Below are 15,168 nucleotides of genomic sequence, written 5' to 3'. Positions count from 1 at the left end.
AAGCTGACTGACCATCGTTCGACGATGCGGCGGAAGCTTGACCTTATTCCGGCGCAACCACGGTGAAGCCCTTGGCGCGCAGGCGGTCCAGCACGCCGTCCTGGGTCAGCAGAGAGCGCAGTTCGATCACCGCCACCGCCTTGCCGGGCTTCCTCAGGGCCGAGGTGATGGCGCCGACGGCGTCGTCCTGGCCGTCCTTGAACTGGCGGGCGATCCAGGGCGTGGAGGCCAGGCAGCGCTGATAGCCGCGCTCGGCCGCGACGACCTCGCGCACCTGGCCCTCGGCCCACTGCTCGGCGGTCTCGCGGATGCTGGCCAGGCCGTTCTCGGCCTGCTTGAGGCCGGCGTCCAGACACAGCTCCTGCAAGGGCTGAGGCGCGTCGGCCAGCGACTTGACCATGCCGATCAGGTCGTAGTCGTCCAACTTCTTCACGCGAGGCTTGACGGCGACTTCCTTGCTCTTGGCGAGATCGCGGAAGCGGTCGGTGTCGTTGCCCAAAGAAATCGAGACGTTGTCGCCGTCCCGGTTGGCGATGACGAAACCCGCCAGCGCCGGCTTGATCTTGTCGAATTCGTCGAGCTTCTTTCCTCGGGCTTTCAGCTGCTTCTCCAGCCGCGCGCGCAGGTCGGGCGGCAGGGTCTCGCGCATCGGCCTTTCCGTCATGAACTGCTTGCCGCGCCCCGGGATCAGGCCCAGCAGGCCCAGGATGCTGATGTCCGGCTGCTGGCCGATGATCAGCACATTGGCCCCGTCCAGTCGGCGGCGCATCACCGAGTCGTCGAAGTCCAGCTTGTCCGGCATGAAGGCCGGGACGCCCATCACATAGACCGTGGTGTCGGCGTCGGTGACCTTCCACCAGGCCGGTCCGGGCAGGCGGGCGTTGACGATCAGCTCCTCGACCAGATTGGCCTGGCTGTCGACCGGCGTCAGGTCCACGGGCTTGGTCTGATGAATGGAGACCTCGTTCTTGCCCTGGGCTTGGGCCAGGGCGGAACCGCCACACAGAAGAGAAAGCGCCAGGCCGGCGGCGGCGAAACGGGTCAGAGTCACTATGTGTCTTCCTCGAACGGCGGCGGAATCGAGCTAAAGTGCCCGGTCTCACTGTCGTTGGCCGATCGGTGCTCGGTCGGTCAACTTAAGGAGTTGCAATGCTGAGGCTTCCTTCCTCGCTTTGAGGGGCCTCGGCTTGCCACGTGAAAGTCTGTCGATGCCGATCCGCCGCCTGCCGCCCGAGACCGTCAACCGCATCGCCGCCGGCGAGGTGGTCGAACGGCCCGCGAGCGCCATCAAGGAACTGGTCGACAACGCCATCGACGCTGGCGCGACCCGGATCGAGGTCGAGGCCCACGGCGGCGGCCTGACCCGAATTCTCGTCGCCGACGACGGCTGCGGTCTCTCGGCCGAGGAACTGCCGGTCGCCATCGAGCGCCACGCGACCTCCAAGCTGGCGCCCGACGAGGACGGCCTCTGGGACCTGCTGCGCATCCACACCATGGGCTTCCGGGGCGAGGCCCTGCCGTCGATCGGCTCGGTGGCGCGGCTGACGATCAGCTCGCGCGCCAAGGGGACCGCCGACGCCCATTCGATCCTGGTCGAGGGCGGCAGCGTCGGCGACGTCGCGCCGGCCGCCTTCCCCGGCCCGCACGGGGCGCGGATCGAGGTGCGCGACCTCTTCTACGCCACGCCCGCGCGCCTGAAGTTCATGAAGTCCGAGCGCGCCGAATCCCTGGCGATCACCGAGGAGCTCAAGCGCCAGGCGATGGCCAATGAGAGCGTCGGCTTCTCGCTGGACATCGACGGCCGCCGCATCCTGCGCCTGCCGCCCGAGCATCCGGGGCCCCAGGGACGTCTGGCGCGCCTCGCCGCCGTGCTAGGCAGGGACTTCCAGGACAACGCCATCGAGATCGACCAGACCCGCGACGGCGTGCGGCTGTCGGGCTTTGCCGGCTTGCCGACCTACAACCGCGGCAACGCCGCCCACCAGTACCTGTTCGTCAACGGCCGTCCGGTGCGCGACCGCTTGCTGCAGGGCGCCTTGCGCGCGGCCTATGCCGATTTCCTGGCGCGCGACCGCCACCCGACGGCGGCGCTATACGTCACGCTCGACACCAGCGAGGTCGACGTCAACGTCCACCCCGCCAAGGCCGAGGTGCGCTTCCGCGACCCGGCCCTGGTGCGCGGCCTGATCGTCGGGGCGCTGCGCCACGCCCTGGCCGGCGCCGGCCACCGCGCCTCGACCACCGTCGCCAACCAGGCCCTGGACAGCATCCGCGCCCAGCAGAGCCCGTTCCCGGGGTATCAGCCCCAATACCAGCCAGGCCCCTCGCCTGCCGGCTTCTCGGCCTGGCGCGAGGGCGGCTGGACGCCGCCGACGCAGCGGCCGATGGATCTGCCGGGGCTGAACGAGGTCTCCGCGCGGGTCGAACCCAGCTTCGGCGGCGAACTCGCCGAGGTCGTGCGCGAGGCCTACACCTCCGTCGCCTTCGAGAACCGTCCGGCGCCGGACTACGCGGCTTCCGCGCCGTTCGACCCGGTCGACTTCCCGCTCGGCGCGGCACGGGCCCAGGTGCACGAGACCTATATCGTCGCCCAGACCCGCGATGGCATGGTCATCGTCGACCAACACGCCGCCCACGAACGCCTGGTCTATGAGCGCATGAAGGGCGAGATGGCGACCGGCGGCGTGGCTCGCCAGACCCTGCTGCTGCCCGAGGTCGTCGACCTCGACCCCGCCGAGGCCGAGCGCGTGGTCGCCCGCGCCGAGGAGCTGGCGAGCCTCGGTTTGGTCATCGAGAGCTTCGGCCCCGGCGCGGTGCTGGTGCGCGAGACGCCGGCCCTGCTGGGCAAGACCGACGCCGCCGCCCTGGTCCGCGACATCGCCGACGACCTCGCCGAGAACGGCCAAGCCCTGGCCTTGAAGGAACGCCTGGAGGAGGTCTGCTCGACCATGGCCTGCCACGGCAGCGTCCGCGCCGGCCGCCGCCTGAACGGCGCCGAGATGAACGCCCTGCTCCGCGAGATGGAAGCCACGCCGCATTCCGGCCAGTGCAACCACGGGCGGCCGACCTATGTGGAGCTGAAGCTGGCGGATATCGAGAAGCTGTTCGGGCGGCGGTAGGGCGTGGCCCTCGCCCTTCGACAAGCTCAGGGTGAGGACCAAACAAAGCCGCAGTAGAAAAACTCATCCTGAGCCTGTCGAAGGACGAGGTTTTCGGCTCCGCCGGCGCTAGCCGCGCTTCTCCGCACAAACTCGCATCGCCTCGGCCAGGTACTCCGTCAGCCCCGACGCCAGCGCCTCGTAGCGCGCGGTGAATTCCGGGTGCTCCAGATAGAGCCGACCCAGCCCCGCGAAGGCCTCCGGGGTCGGATCGCGGTTCCAGCTCACGCCGATCCACTCCCACCAGCGGCGCATGATCGCCCCGACGGCGTCGCTGTCGGCGGGCAGGCCCTGGGTCAGCGCCTTGGCCATCTCGGCCTCCAGCGCCGCGCCCTCGGCCATCAGCGCCGCGATATCCGCCTTGCTCATGCCCTTGCGCCGCTGCTTGGCCTCCGCGATGCGCTCGGGCATGTCGCCGCCGTAGCGGTCGACCAGCCAGGCTTCGTGCTCGGCCTGCTTCTCGGGCGAGAAGCCTTCGAACAGTCGGTTGTCGTCCATCGTCTCGTCTCCTTCGAGGTCGGCGAGGGTGCGGTCGACGACGTCCACCAGCTCGGCATAGCGCTGAGCCTCGGCCGCCAGGCGGACCCGATGGGCGCGCAGGGCGGCGGCGAGGTCGAAGCCGGGCTCGTCCAGCGCGGCCTGGATGTCCTTGAGCGGAGTCTCCAGGGCGCGATGGAACAGGATCTGCTGCAGGCGCAGCAGGTCCTCGCGGTCGTAGTAGCGATAGCCGTTGGCCCCGACGGCGCGGGGCCGCAGCAGGCCTATGGCGTCATAGTGGTGCAAAGCGCGCACCGAGACGCCGGACAGTCTCGCCATCTGTTTGACCGTGTAGACGCTCACGTCGATCTTTCCCTCTCGATGGCGAGATCACTCAGGTCTGACGCGGCGTGAGGGTCAAGCGGGGCCAGAACCGAACTGCGCAGCGGCGCGTTCGCCTCCAAACCCGGAGGCCTTCCGATGCAAATCCATCGCGGTCGACTGATCGACCACATCCAGCTTCGCGCCCGTGACCTGGAGACCACCAAGCGCTTCTACCGCGCGGTGCTGGAGGTGCTGGGCGTGCCGTTCAACGAGGATGACACACACCTGGACGCCGACGAGATCTGGATCGACGCGGGCGAGCCGGCGACGCACATCCACCTGGCCTTCCAGGCCAGGGATCGCGAGACGGTCGAGCGGTTCCACAAGGCGGGACTGAGCGCCGGCGGCCGCGACAACGGCGGACCGGGCGAACGGCCCTATCATCCGGGCTACTACGCCGCGTTCCTGTACGACCCGGACGGCAACAACATCGAGGCGGTGTTCCACGGGCCGCACGAGCGGTCGGCGGACAGCGTGGTGTTCACTTTCGAGATGCCGAAGGGTTAGGGCGCCGGCTTCTGGCTCCAACGCCCCAACACACTTCCGTCATTCCCGCCCTTGTGGCGGGAACCCCTGGTTCAACTGACCCGTGAGACGCCAGCGGACTGCTCAGCAGTCCGCCACCACCGCACCTGCGGCGGAGAGAGGGGTTCCCGCCACGAGGGCGGGAATGACGGGAGAAATTTGGAGCGGCCGATTGGAGGCCGATCCCCCTAGGCCGCGTTCTGGCTCAGGGCCAGCGGCGCGCCTTCGGCGGCGGCGACGGGCTTTTCCATCAGCGCGGTCACGGCCGGGCCCTGCACGCGGGTGATGCCGCCGGCCTTGCAGGCCTCCAGCTCGACCGCCGAGGAGACGTTGGCCACGGCCTGGGCCACTTCCTTGGCGGCGTAGGCGCTCTTGCGCTCAACGAACTTGAGGATCTGCTTCAGGCGGTCATGCTCCGTCTCACCCGACAGCACCAGGGTGATGGTGTCGACCAGCTCGGGCGGCAGGCCCTGGATCGGGAAGGTCGGGTCGCCGACCCGCACGTCCATCTTCGAGAAGCTGCCCTTCAGGAACGCGCGCATCTGCTGCAGCATGCCGATCGAGGCCTCGCGCGGCGTGGCGTAGATCGTGGCGGTCAGGCGTGGCTGCTGGTCCAGCGGGTAGCGCGACAGGCGGCTCTTGTAGGCGTCCTGCGAGGCAGGCGTGGTCAGGTTCCAGAAGCCGAACGGCACGTGGACCTCGCCGAACGCCGCGCCCTTCAGGGCGGCCTGGACGTCGGTCAGGCAGATCAGGTCGCGCTTCAGCAGCTTGTCGTCGTCCTCGGGCGCGGGTCCGATCAGGTCGGAGCGCAGGCCGATGGCCGATCCGACGAAGGCGCCTTGGGCCAGGTCGTAGACGCCCCACCAGCCGGTCTGGGCCGGCGGCGGCGGGGTGTCGATCTTGGCGGCGGACTTAGCGGCCGGCGTCGGCTGCGGCGCCTTTGGCTTGGCCGGCGCTTCAGGCGCGACGGCCTGGACCGGAGCGGCGGGCGCGGCGGACGCCTTTTCGGCGAGCGGAACGGTCGAGACCGCGGCGGCCTTCTTCGGTTCGGCCACGGGCTGGGTCGCGACGGCGGCGCTGGCCTTGGGCGGAGTCGCGACGGCGGCCTTCTCGGCGGCGTAGACCTTGGCCTCCTCGCGGGTGGCCGGCATGGGCTCGATGGAGTCGGCGGTGACGACATGGACGCGACCCGGCGCGCCTTCGTAGCCCTCGCCGGCCATAAGGCCCGCCAGTTCCTTCTGCGACAGGGCCGCGAACTGCAGAACGGCCTGCTCGTCGCCTTCGAAGGTCATCAGGGCGATCTGGCCGATGGGGCGGCCCGGGAAGAGGACCTTTTCCAGCTCGATCGCCAGTTCCTGCACCTCGGCGGGATCCAGGTGCTCGACATTGTGGTCGGCCAGCACGAAGGCCAGGGGCGCGACGGCCCCGCATTTGCGCGGCGCGCGCCAGCGGGCTTTCAGGAACGCGTCGGCGACCCCCTGAGCCTTGTGCTTGGGGACTTCACCCGGACGGCTCTCACCGTCGGTGAACAGGATTCGCAGGCAAGCGATGGCCGTCATGAGGTCCGAAGCTACGGACTCAGTATTTTAGAATTCTTACAACCGCAGAGATAACGACGTTTTATTTGCACCCTGACGCACGCTGCGGACGCGCGCGCCGCCTCGGCTCGCCCAAAACGCTAGACGAACGTCTCGCTGAGGCGGAATTCCAGGCGCTCGCGGATCGCCGGCCAGTCGTAGTCGGTGATCGAGAACACGGCCGTGTCGCGCACGTGGCCGGTCCAGGTGACCTTGTGGCTGCGCAGCACGCCTTCCTTGCTGGCGCCCAGCTTTTCCACGGCCGCCTGGCTGCGGGCGTTGCGGACGTCGACATTGAATTCGACGCGGATGGCGCCGGCCTTTTCGAAAGCGTGGGCCAGCATCAGGCGCTTGCTCTCCGGATTGACCGGACCCGAGCGCGCATCGGGGTTCAGGAAGGTCGAACCGATCTCCAGGCCCCCATGCAGCCTGCGGATATTGAGGTAGCTGGAGGTGCCGATGACCTTGCCATCCGACAGGCGACGGATGGCGAAGCCGACGCGTTCGCCCCGGTCCGTCTCGCCTTCCAGCGCGCCCCAGAAGTCGTCGAAGCCCTCGCCGCAGCCGTTGACCGACATGATCTCCCAGCTCTCGGGATCACAGTTGATGGCGGCCTTCAGCTCGTCGCGGTGATCGACGGTAACGGGTTCGAGCCGGACGTAGCGGCCCTGCAGGATGTCGGCGGTCAGGTTCAGCATGACCGTGTTTTCGGCCAGGAGGCGCGCCCTGACAACCCGCCTTGGCGCGTTTGACGCGACGTTACGTCGCGACCCGACTTGCCGCCCGCGTAAAGGCGGTCTAGAACACTTCAAACAAGCGTTTGAAGCACCGACCAGCGGGTAGAGGGAACGGCCATGGACTTCGATATCTCCCCCACGCAACGCGGCTTCCTGGATCGCGTCACCGCGTTCATGGAAGAGCACATCGTCCCGGCGATCCCGGTCTACGAGGCCGAGATGAACGTCCTCGGCGCCGAGCGCTGGAAGGTCGTCCAGGTCGTCGAGGAGCTGAAGGCCAAGGCCAAGGCGGCCGGCCTGTGGAACTTCTTCATGCCGCCGCACAGCGGCCAGACCCATGTCGACGACACGTTCCAGTTCGAGGGCGTGCAGCTGACCAACCTCGAATACAGCCTGATCGCCGAGCAGCTGGGCAAGATCGGCTTCGCCTCGGAGGTGTTCAACTGCTCGGCGCCCGATACGGGCAACATGGAAGTGCTGATGCGCTACGGCACGCTGGCGCAGAAGGAGCGCTGGCTGCGCCCGCTGATGAACGGCCAGATCCGGTCGGCCTTCCTGATGACCGAACCGGCCGTGGCCAGCTCGGACGCCACCAATATCGAGACCCGCATCGAGCGCGACGGCGACCACTATGTGATCAACGGCCGCAAGTGGTGGTCCTCGGGCGTGGGCGATCCGCGCTGCAAGGTCGCCATCGTCATGGGCAAGACCGATCCCGACAACGCCAGCCGCCACCAGCAGCAGAGCCAGGTCCTGGTGCCGCTGGACGCGCCGGGCATCGAGATCGTGCGCATGCTGCCGGTGTTCGGCTATGACGACGCCCCGCACGGCCACGCCGAGGTCATCCTCAAGGACGTGCGCGTGCCGATCGAGGACGCCCTGCTGCTGGGCGAAGGCCGCGGCTTCGAGATCGCCCAGGGTCGCCTGGGCCCCGGCCGCATCCACCACTGCATGCGCACCATCGGCACGGCGGAAGTCGCGCTGGAGAAGATGTGCAAGCGCTTGATGAGCCGGAAGGCCTTCGGCAAGTACGTCTCGGACCACTCGGTGTGGGAAGAGCGCGTCGCCGACGCCCGTATCGACATCGAGATGTGCCGCCTGCTCTGCCTGAAGGCCGCCGACATGATGGACAAGGCCGGCAACAAGTCGGCCCGTCTCGAGATCGCCATGATCAAGGTCGCGGCCCCGCGCCTGGCCTTGAAGATCATTGACGACGCCATCCAGGCCCACGGCGGCGGCGGCGTGACCACCGACTTCGGTCTCGCCAAGGCCTATGCCGGTATCCGCACCCTGCGCCTGGCCGACGGCCCGGACGAGGTCCACCAGCGCACGATCGCCCGGATGGAGTACGGCAAGTACGGCGACCTGGTGTTCAAGCAGAAGGCCGAGAAGGAAGCGGCCATGCAGGTGCCGGGGATTCGGTAAGGCGGCGCTACCCCCTCAGTCGCTTCGCGACAGCTCGCCCATGAAGGGGGAGCACGCCTAGGATCTCCTCCCCCTTCATGGGGGAGGTGGCCCCCAGGGCCGGAGGGGGTTGCACTATCGCAAATTCCGGGCGGACACCCTCGCCTCGCCCGGCGATGATCGCGCCATGAGTCGCCCCGCCCGCCTGCTCCTCGACCGCCAGCCCTCGCCCATCGGCGAGCTGCTGATCGTCACGGACGAGCACGGCGCCCTGCGCGCCCTCGACTTCCACGACTACGAGCACCGCCTCGACCGTCTGCTGAAGACGCACTACGGCCCTCTACGCCCCGAACCCGGCGCCGCCCCGGCCGCGATCCGCGAGGCGATGGCCGCCTATTTCACCGGTGAGTTCGCGGCGCTGCGCTCGATAGCCTGGGCCACCAACGGCACGGCCTTCCAGCACGCGGTGTGGACGGCGCTGACGCAGATCCCGGCTGGAGAGACCATCACCTATTCGGAACTGGCCAGCCGCGCCGGGCGTCCGGCCGCGATCCGCGCCGCCGGTCACGCCAACGGCTCCAATCCCTTGAGCATCGTCGCGCCCTGCCACCGGGTGATCGGCATGGACGGCGCGCTGACCGGCTATGGCGGCGGCATTGAGCGTAAGCGCTGGCTACTCGGCCACGAAAGGGCGATCTAGCGCGGTACCGAAACCTCGTCCTTCGACAAGCTCAGGATGAGGTTTCTATTGCGGCCTCACAGTCGTCCTCATCCTGAGCCTGTCGAAGGACGAGGACGCTCTAGGCCAGGCCGGCCACGCCGCGCACGACGACCCGGCCGATCTGGAAGAACGGCAAGGCCAGGGTCAGGCCGATCAGGCCGTTGAACACCATCGAACCGGTGTTGAAGCGCCCCTGGGCGCCGTCCAGCGCCGCCGAGATCGCCCGGCCCGCCCCCGCGCCCAGCCAGGCGACCGCCAGGGCCAGGGCCATGGCCGCGCCGATCCTCGGCTGGTAGCCCAGATAGAGCGCCGCCACGCCGTGCGAGGCGATCAACACCCCGCCCAGCGCCCGGCCCTCGGCGAACAGCGGGGCCTTGAAGGAGTCCTCGTCGGCGATGCCCGCCAGGCCCAGCATGGTCTGCGGCCGCGCCAGGATCATGCCGCCCAGCGTGCCGCCGATGATGCAGGCCACGACCGCCAGGAACAGCGACAGGACATAGCTCGACATGGGCTCCGGGGCTCCCGACTATTCTGGCGCGCGGCAGACGGCTTCGACGTTGAAACCGTCCGGATCCAGCACGAACGCGCCGTAATAGTCTTTATCGTAATGTGGGCGAAGTCCGGGCGCGCCATTATCGCGACCGCCCGCCTTCAGGGCGGCTTCGTAAAAGGCGTCGACCTCGGCGCGGGTCTTCGCCGAGAAGGCCACGTGCAGCTTGCCCTTGGTGGCGTCCTGCTCGGCGACCCAGAACATCGGACGCACCTTGCCGTAGCCGACCGCGTCGACGCCGCCCGTGAATTCCTTGGGCACGACATACAGCTGCCGGATGCCCAGCGGAGCCAGGGCGGCGTCATAAAAGGCCGTCGAGCGCTGGTAATCCATCACACCCAGACCCATGTGATCGAACATCGAAAGCCTCCTGAAATTCAGCCCTTCGCGAAAAGTTCGCGGGCGTCGTCCTTGACTCCCCCGAGCCCCCTGCCTAACTCACGCCCGACGTTGGCACTCGATGGGAGCGACTGCTAACAGCGCAGCTCCCCCCGACCAGCGAAGCCTTTATCTGCAACCGTTCCGACGGAGAACACCCATGAAATTTCGTCCCCTGGGCGACCGCGTCCTCGTGAAGCGCGTCGAAGAAGAAACCAAGACCAAGGGCGGGATCATCATCCCCGACACCGCCAAGGAAAAGCCGCAGGAAGGCGAAGTCGTCGCCGTCGGCCCCGGCGCGCGTAACGACAAGGGCGACGTCGTCGCCCTGGACGTCAAGGCTGGCGACCGCATCCTGTTCGGCAAGTGGTCGGGCACGGAAGTGAAGGTCGACGGTCAGGACCTCCTGATCATGAAGGAAAGCGACGTCCTGGGCGTGGTCGAGGGCTAATCCCTCCCGCCGTCTAGACGCTTCCTTCTTCCCAGAATTCCAGATTTAGAAAGGCGCCCAACATGGCCGCTAAAGACGTTTATTTCGGCTCGGACGCGCGCGACAAGATGCTGCGCGGCGTCAATGTCCTCGCCAACGCGGTGAAGGTCACCCTGGGCCCCAAGGGCCGCAACGTCGTCATCGAAAAGTCGTTCGGCGCCCCGCGCACCACCAAGGACGGCGTCTCGGTCGCCAAGGAAATCGAACTGGCTGACAAGTTCGAGAACCTCGGCGCGCAGATGATCCGCGAAGTCGCCTCGAAGACCAACGACAAGGCCGGCGACGGCACCACGACCGCCACGGTCCTGGCCCAAGCCATCGTCCAGGAAGGCCTCAAGTCGGTCGCCGCCGGCATGAACCCGATGGACCTGAAGCGCGGCATCGACAAGGCCGTCCTGATCGCCGTCGAGGACATCAAGTCGTCGTCGAAGAAGGTCACGACCAACGCTGAAATCGCCCAGGTCGGCACCATCTCGGCCAACGGCGACAAGGAAGTTGGCGAGATGATCGCCAAGGCCATGGACAAGGTCGGCAACGAAGGCGTCATCACGGTTGAAGAAGCCAAGACCGCCGAAACCGAACTCGACGTCGTCGAAGGCATGCAGTTCGACCGCGGCTACCTGTCGCCGTACTTCATCACCAACGCCGACAAGATGGAAGTTCAGCTGGAAGAGCCGCTGATCCTCCTGTTCGAAAAGAAGCTGTCGTCGCTGCAGCCGCTGCTGCCGGTGCTGGAAGCCGTCGTCCAGTCGGGCCGCCCGCTGGTCATCATCGCTGAAGACGTCGAAGGCGAGGCCCTGGCCACGCTGGTCGTCAACAAGCTGCGTGGCGGCCTGCGCGTCGCCGCCGTCAAGGCTCCGGGCTTCGGCGACCGCCGCAAGGCCATGCTGGAAGACATCGCCATCCTGACCGGCGCTCAAGTCGTCAGCGAAGATCTCGGCATCAAGCTCGAGAACGTCTCGCTGGACATGCTGGGCCGCGCCAAGAAGATCTCGATCACCAAGGACGACACCACGATCGTGGACGGCGTTGGTGAGAAGGCCGACATCGAGGCCCGCATCTCGCAGATCAAGCGCCAGATCGAAGAAACCACGTCGGACTACGACAAGGAAAAGCTGCAAGAGCGTCTGGCCAAGCTGGCCGGTGGCGTTGCGGTCATCCGCGTCGGCGGCTCGACCGAAGTCGAAGTGAAGGAAAAGAAGGACCGCGTTGACGACGCCCTGAACGCGACCCGCGCGGCCGCCGACGAAGGCATCGTCCCGGGTGGCGGCACCGCTCTGCTGTGGGCCTCCAAGGCCCTGGCCGGCGTGACCGGCGACAACGACGACCAGACGGCCGGCATCGCCATCGTCCGTCGCGCCCTGCAATCGCCGATCCGCCAGATCGCCGAGAACGCCGGCGTCGAAGGTTCGATCGTGGTCGGCAAGATCCTGGAAAACGCCAGCAGCTCGTTCGGCTTCAACGCCCAGACCGAGCAGTATGTCGACCTGGTCGTCGACGGCGTTATCGACCCGGCCAAGGTCGTCCGCACGGCTCTGCAGAACGCCGCCTCGGTGGCCGGCCTGCTGATCACCACGGAAGCCGCGATCGTCGAAGCCCCCAAGAAGGGCGGCGCTGGCGCTCCGGGCGGCGGTATGCCGGGTGGCATGGGCGACATGGACTTCTAATTTAGAAGTCCAGCTCACCGCTGAAAATGAGAAGGGCGGGACCGCGAGGTCCCGCCCTTTTTCTATGTCCGATAACGCTCCGTATAACGCCGTTCTGAAATTCCCGTGATGAGCGAAATTCGCATGCAACCGGGCAGCCTGGATGGCGTTAACATCCGGTTAAGGTTCTGGGCATGGAGGCGTTGATGTCTGTCGTGCGTTTGTCCCCCAGTCATCGTCGGCGTCGCACGTCGAAGACGACGATGGTCGTGTTCGCGCTCTCGGCCTGGCTGGTGCTGGGTCTGGTGAGCCAGGCCGCGTTCCAGCTTATCGGCTGATTTTCAGAGAATCCCTTGCGTCGGGCCGCGCCGGAGCTACATCCGGCGCATGTTCCGCCAACGCCCCGACGCCGATCTCATCGTTCAAGGCTGGGTCATCGGCGTAATGGTCGAGGTCCCGGGCGAGCGCGCGCCCGTGCGCCACTACTTCGCCGTCGGCAAGGCCGATCGGGCGCAGGCCGAGTGGACGGCCGTGGATCTGGCGATGAACGCCGGCTCGGTGGCCTCCAGCCCCGTGGGCGGCAAGGAGCCGGTCGAGGCGCTGCGCGAGATCGTCGCCTATCGCATGCGTGAACTGGGCCTGAGGCCCGGCGAAGCGCGGGCTCTCGGTGACAAGAACCCGCGTCGCTGGTTGTCGCTGTAGTCTAGGTCTTAGTGGTGCTTGCCGCCGCCACCGCCGCAGGCGTTGCAACCGCCACGACCACCGCCGCCGACGCGGACCGAGGCTGACGCCGCCGCGGAGGCCGAGGCCGAAGCCGAGCTCCTGGCGTAACCGCCCGCATAGCCGCCGGCGTAACCACCGCCGCCGACCAGGCCGACGCCGCCATAGCCGCCGCCACCGCCGCCCGACATGTGGCCGACATAGCCCATCGGCAGCGGGGGCGGTTCGATCTGGTAGCCCCAGGCCGAAGCCGGCGCCGCATTGGCGTTCCAGCCGCCGCCGGCGCCGTAGCGCGAGCTCGAATAGCCGCCACCGTTGGAATAGCTGCCGCCATACGAAGAGCTCTCATAGCTCTCTTCGTAGCGCGAGCTTTCCGACTCGTAGCTCTCCTCGCGCATGTCGACGGCCGCGCCGCCGCGATAGTCGCGATACTCGCGGCGCGGGCCGCAATCGCACTCACGACGCGGCGGAGGCGGGGGCGGCATGCGGTCCACATAGACCTTGCGCTCGATATAGACGGGCTTCTCGATGATGCGATCCACCGGCACCTCGACGCGCTTTTCTACGTAGACTGGGCGATCGACGGGGACCTGCACGATCTTTTCGACCGGCACCCGGACGATGCGATCGACGGGAACTTCCACCCGCTTCTCGATAATCCGCTCGACCGGCACTTCGACGCGCTTTTCCACGTACACCGGCTTTTCGACGATCTTGGTCACCGGGACCTGGACGATCCGCTCGACCGGCACCTCGACGCGTTTCTCGACATAGACCGGACGGTCGATGACCTTCTCGACGACCTGGGTCACCGGGCGGTCGACATAGACCGGCACCTTCTTCTCGACGACCACGGGCCTGTCCACGACCCGATCGACATAGACCACCTTGGTGCGGACCTTGGGCGCGGCGGTCCGTTTCGGGACATGCTCGCCGCGCACGGGCGCGCCGGGGAAACCGTCGGCCAGGGCCGGGGAAACGGCGACGCCGCCGGCGAAAACGGCGGTGGCGCCGACAAAAAGCAGGGTCCGGAGGGTCATCGGAGACCTCGTTACGAAAAACTGTGCTGTCCCGGGGTGGGACGACTCCCCCTGCCCGCCGCAATCCTCGGGCCAAGCCCGCTCAAAGCCCCCTTGGCGAGCGTCGTTCTTTTGGCCATGCTCCACGCCAAACGATCGTTTGAGCCCATTGGGGCCCGGTCTTTGGGGAGATGACGATGGCGAAGTTCCTGGCCGCTCTAGGCCTTACCGCTGGCCTGGCCCTGTCGAGCGCGGCCTGCGCCCAGACGCCCGCTGCCCCAGCCACGCCGAACGACTACGGCAAGACCGAGAACTGGCTGTGCCTGCCGGGCCGCCAGGACGCCTGCGTCGTCGACCAGACCACCACGGTCGTAGCGGCAGACGGCAAGACCTCGGTCGAGGCGTTCAAGGCGGCGACCGCCCCGGCCTATGACTGTTTCTATGTCTATCCGACGGTCTCGACCGATCCGGGCGGCAACAGCGACATGGTCATCGACGAGGCCGAGCGCCGCGTGGTCGAGCAGCAGTTGGCCCGCTTCGCCGGCCAGTGCCGGGTGTTCGCCCCGATGTACCGCCAGGTGACCCTGGCGGCCCTGCGCGCGATCATGATGGGCCAGCCCTCGCCGGGCAACGGCCTGTTGGCCTATGGCGACGTGGCCGACGCCTGGAACTGGTACCTGACCCATGAGAACAAAGGGCGCGGCGTCGTGATCATGGGCCACAGCCAGGGCTCGCGCCTGCTGCTGGACCTTCTGAAGAACGAGGTCGATGGCAAGCCCGCCCAGAAGCAGATGATCTCAGCCTATATCCTGGGCATGAACACGGCGGTGGACGCCAAGGGCAATTTCGGCTCGATCCCGCTCTGCTCCAAGGCCGACCAGGCCGGCTGCCTGGTGACCTATGTCTCATTCCGTGAAAGCAGCCCGCCGCCGGCCAACAGCCGCTTCGGCAAGACCGACGACCAGGGCCGCCGCGCCGGCTGCGTGAACCCCGCCGCCCTCTTGGCCGGCAAGGCCTCGACCGACGAGGCGACGGTGCACGCGTACCTGAGCAGCAAGGCCTTCCTGTCGAGCGGGGAGCCGAAGGCCTTCGCCAAGGACCTGAAGGTCTCGACCCCGTTCGTGGCGCTGCCCGGCCTGCTGTCGGCCAAGTGCGTCAGCGCGGGCGACTTCACCTATCTGTCGGTCAAGGTGAACGCCGACCCGGCCGACCCGCGCACCGACGAACTCACGGGCGACGTCGTGGTGGCCGGTAACATCCTGAAGGACTGGGGCCTGCACCTGATCGACGTGAATGTGGAGATGGGCGACCTGAACGCCCTGGTGGCGCGCCAGGCCAAGGCGTACGCGGGACGCTAGGGCCATTTCCCACCAGCCCTAGCG

15 protein-coding genes and 3 pseudogenes are annotated in these 15,168 nt (G+C 67.5%); 10 read left to right on the top strand and 8 right to left on the bottom strand.

From position 1 onward, the window contains the following. Nucleotides 1-43 precede the first annotated feature (43 nt). Nucleotides 44-1,103, bottom strand: a pseudogene (locus AC07NN_RS02045) (TraB/GumN family protein). 105 nt (nucleotides 1,104-1,208) lie between these two features. Between AC07NN_RS02045 and mutL the strand changes: the two are divergent. Beyond that, complete coding sequence (mutL, locus tag AC07NN_RS02040) at nucleotides 1,209-3,119, top strand: DNA mismatch repair endonuclease MutL (protein ID WP_494638171.1); 1,911 nt, start codon at nucleotides 1,209-1,211, stop codon at nucleotides 3,117-3,119. A 7-nt stretch (nucleotides 3,120-3,126) separates the two neighbouring features. Then, nucleotides 3,127-3,223, top strand: a pseudogene (locus tag AC07NN_RS02035) (hypothetical protein); the annotation flags it as partial. A gap of 4 nt (nucleotides 3,224-3,227) precedes the next feature. Here the strand turns inward: AC07NN_RS02035 and AC07NN_RS02030 are convergent. Continuing rightward, entirely contained in the window at nucleotides 3,228-3,998 is a 771-nt protein-coding gene (locus AC07NN_RS02030) for a MerR family transcriptional regulator (protein ID WP_494637476.1), read from the bottom strand. Nucleotides 3,999-4,115: 117 nt separating this feature from the next. Between AC07NN_RS02030 and AC07NN_RS02025 the strand changes: the two genes are divergently transcribed. After that, nucleotides 4,116-4,526: a VOC family protein gene (locus AC07NN_RS02025; protein ID WP_494637475.1), complete on the top strand. Its 411-nt coding sequence runs from the start codon at nucleotides 4,116-4,118 to the stop codon at nucleotides 4,524-4,526. A 206-nt stretch (nucleotides 4,527-4,732) separates the two neighbouring features. Here the strand turns inward: AC07NN_RS02025 and AC07NN_RS02020 are convergent, their stop codons facing one another. Together AC07NN_RS02020 and AC07NN_RS02015 are read right to left on the bottom strand one after the other, a co-directional pair. Continuing rightward, nucleotides 4,733-6,103 carry a hypothetical protein gene (locus AC07NN_RS02020; RefSeq protein WP_494637474.1) on the bottom strand — a complete coding sequence of 457 codons (1,371 nt, stop codon included), beginning with the start codon at nucleotides 6,101-6,103 and terminating at the stop codon, nucleotides 4,733-4,735. Nucleotides 6,104-6,222: 119 nt separating this feature from the next. Continuing rightward, a complete protein-coding gene (locus tag AC07NN_RS02015; RefSeq protein ID WP_494637473.1) occupies nucleotides 6,223-6,819 on the bottom strand; it encodes a GNAT family N-acetyltransferase in 597 nt (198 codons plus the stop codon). Nucleotides 6,820-6,975: 156 nt separating this feature from the next. Here AC07NN_RS02015 and AC07NN_RS02010 point away from each other — a divergent pair, with 156 nt between their 5' ends. After that, complete coding sequence (locus tag AC07NN_RS02010; protein ID WP_494637472.1) at nucleotides 6,976-8,283, top strand: acyl-CoA dehydrogenase family protein; 1,308 nt, start codon at nucleotides 6,976-6,978, stop codon at nucleotides 8,281-8,283. Between the two features lie 166 nt (nucleotides 8,284-8,449). Continuing rightward, nucleotides 8,450-8,962, top strand: a complete 513-nt coding sequence (locus tag AC07NN_RS02005) for a methylated-DNA--[protein]-cysteine S-methyltransferase (protein WP_494637471.1) — start codon at nucleotides 8,450-8,452, stop codon at nucleotides 8,960-8,962. 12 nt (nucleotides 8,963-8,974) lie between these two features. On the opposite strand, the pseudogene AC07NN_RS02000 reads toward AC07NN_RS02005, so the two are convergent. The 3 genes and pseudogenes from AC07NN_RS02000 to AC07NN_RS01990 form a co-directional block, all read right to left on the bottom strand. Continuing rightward, nucleotides 8,975-9,059 (bottom strand): annotated as a pseudogene (locus AC07NN_RS02000) (hypothetical protein); the annotation flags it as partial. 3 nt (nucleotides 9,060-9,062) lie between these two features. Beyond that, nucleotides 9,063-9,491, bottom strand: coding sequence for a DUF4345 family protein (locus AC07NN_RS01995; protein WP_494637470.1), 429 nt, complete (start codon nucleotides 9,489-9,491; stop codon nucleotides 9,063-9,065). Nucleotides 9,492-9,509: 18 nt separating this feature from the next. Continuing rightward, entirely contained in the window at nucleotides 9,510-9,893 is a 384-nt protein-coding gene (locus tag AC07NN_RS01990) for a VOC family protein (protein ID WP_494637469.1), read from the bottom strand. Between the two features lie 178 nt (nucleotides 9,894-10,071). On the opposite strand from AC07NN_RS01990, the gene groES reads away from it, so the two are divergent. The 4 genes from groES to AC07NN_RS01970 all read left to right on the top strand — a co-directional run bounded on the left by groES (nucleotide 10,072) and on the right by AC07NN_RS01970 (nucleotide 12,749). Then, the gene (gene groES, locus AC07NN_RS01985) at nucleotides 10,072-10,362 is read left to right on the top strand and encodes a co-chaperone GroES (RefSeq protein WP_172270611.1); all 291 of its coding nucleotides are present in this window, start codon (nucleotides 10,072-10,074) and stop codon (nucleotides 10,360-10,362) included. A gap of 62 nt (nucleotides 10,363-10,424) precedes the next feature. Continuing rightward, nucleotides 10,425-12,068: a chaperonin GroEL gene (groL, locus tag AC07NN_RS01980; RefSeq protein ID WP_494637468.1), complete on the top strand. Its 1,644-nt coding sequence runs from the start codon at nucleotides 10,425-10,427 to the stop codon at nucleotides 12,066-12,068. Nucleotides 12,069-12,253: 185 nt separating this feature from the next. Next, a complete protein-coding gene (locus AC07NN_RS01975) occupies nucleotides 12,254-12,385 on the top strand; it encodes a hypothetical protein (RefSeq protein ID WP_494637467.1) in 132 nt (43 codons plus the stop codon). Between the two features lie 49 nt (nucleotides 12,386-12,434). Then, nucleotides 12,435-12,749 (top strand): hypothetical protein, encoded by a 315-nt coding sequence (locus AC07NN_RS01970; RefSeq protein ID WP_494637466.1) that lies wholly within the window; start codon nucleotides 12,435-12,437, stop codon nucleotides 12,747-12,749. Nucleotides 12,750-12,757: 8 nt separating this feature from the next. On the opposite strand, the gene AC07NN_RS01965 is transcribed toward AC07NN_RS01970, so the two are convergent. Continuing rightward, the gene (locus AC07NN_RS01965) at nucleotides 12,758-13,807 is read right to left on the bottom strand and encodes an IMCp domain-containing protein (RefSeq protein WP_494637465.1); all 1,050 of its coding nucleotides are present in this window, start codon (nucleotides 13,805-13,807) and stop codon (nucleotides 12,758-12,760) included. Between the two features lie 176 nt (nucleotides 13,808-13,983). Between AC07NN_RS01965 and AC07NN_RS01960 the strand changes: the two genes are divergently transcribed. Beyond that, nucleotides 13,984-15,144: a DUF3089 domain-containing protein gene (locus AC07NN_RS01960; RefSeq protein ID WP_494637464.1), complete on the top strand. Its 1,161-nt coding sequence runs from the start codon at nucleotides 13,984-13,986 to the stop codon at nucleotides 15,142-15,144. Nucleotides 15,145-15,168 lie beyond the last annotated feature (24 nt).

The sequence above is a fragment of the Caulobacter sp. GW821-FHT09H08 genome (assembly GCF_059415885.1).
The sequence above is the reverse complement of the archived record's forward strand: the minus strand, read 5'-3'. Positions and strand labels throughout refer to the sequence as shown.

Bases quoted from the DNA above. Each gene is read 5' to 3' on its own strand.
- mutL (WP_494638171.1), top strand. From the start codon at position 1,209: ATGCCGATCCGCCGCCTGCCGCCCGAGACCGTCAACCGCATCGCCGCC.
- AC07NN_RS02025 (WP_494637475.1), top strand. From the start codon at position 4,116: ATGCAAATCCATCGCGGTCGACTGATCGACCACATCCAGCTTCGCGCC.
- AC07NN_RS02020 (WP_494637474.1), bottom strand. From the start codon at position 6,103: ATGACGGCCATCGCTTGCCTGCGAATCCTGTTCACCGACGGTGAGAGC.
- AC07NN_RS02015 (WP_494637473.1), bottom strand. From the start codon at position 6,819: ATGCTGAACCTGACCGCCGACATCCTGCAGGGCCGCTACGTCCGGCTC.
- AC07NN_RS02010 (WP_494637472.1), top strand. From the start codon at position 6,976: ATGGACTTCGATATCTCCCCCACGCAACGCGGCTTCCTGGATCGCGTC.
- AC07NN_RS02005 (WP_494637471.1), top strand. From the start codon at position 8,450: ATGAGTCGCCCCGCCCGCCTGCTCCTCGACCGCCAGCCCTCGCCCATC.
- AC07NN_RS01995 (WP_494637470.1), bottom strand. From the start codon at position 9,491: ATGTCGAGCTATGTCCTGTCGCTGTTCCTGGCGGTCGTGGCCTGCATC.
- AC07NN_RS01990 (WP_494637469.1), bottom strand. From the start codon at position 9,893: ATGTTCGATCACATGGGTCTGGGTGTGATGGATTACCAGCGCTCGACG.
- groES (WP_172270611.1), top strand. From the start codon at position 10,072: ATGAAATTTCGTCCCCTGGGCGACCGCGTCCTCGTGAAGCGCGTCGAA.
- groL (WP_494637468.1), top strand. From the start codon at position 10,425: ATGGCCGCTAAAGACGTTTATTTCGGCTCGGACGCGCGCGACAAGATG.
- AC07NN_RS01975 (WP_494637467.1), top strand. From the start codon at position 12,254: ATGTCTGTCGTGCGTTTGTCCCCCAGTCATCGTCGGCGTCGCACGTCG.
- AC07NN_RS01970 (WP_494637466.1), top strand. From the start codon at position 12,435: ATGTTCCGCCAACGCCCCGACGCCGATCTCATCGTTCAAGGCTGGGTC.
- AC07NN_RS01965 (WP_494637465.1), bottom strand. From the start codon at position 13,807: ATGACCCTCCGGACCCTGCTTTTTGTCGGCGCCACCGCCGTTTTCGCC.
- AC07NN_RS01960 (WP_494637464.1), top strand. From the start codon at position 13,984: ATGGCGAAGTTCCTGGCCGCTCTAGGCCTTACCGCTGGCCTGGCCCTG.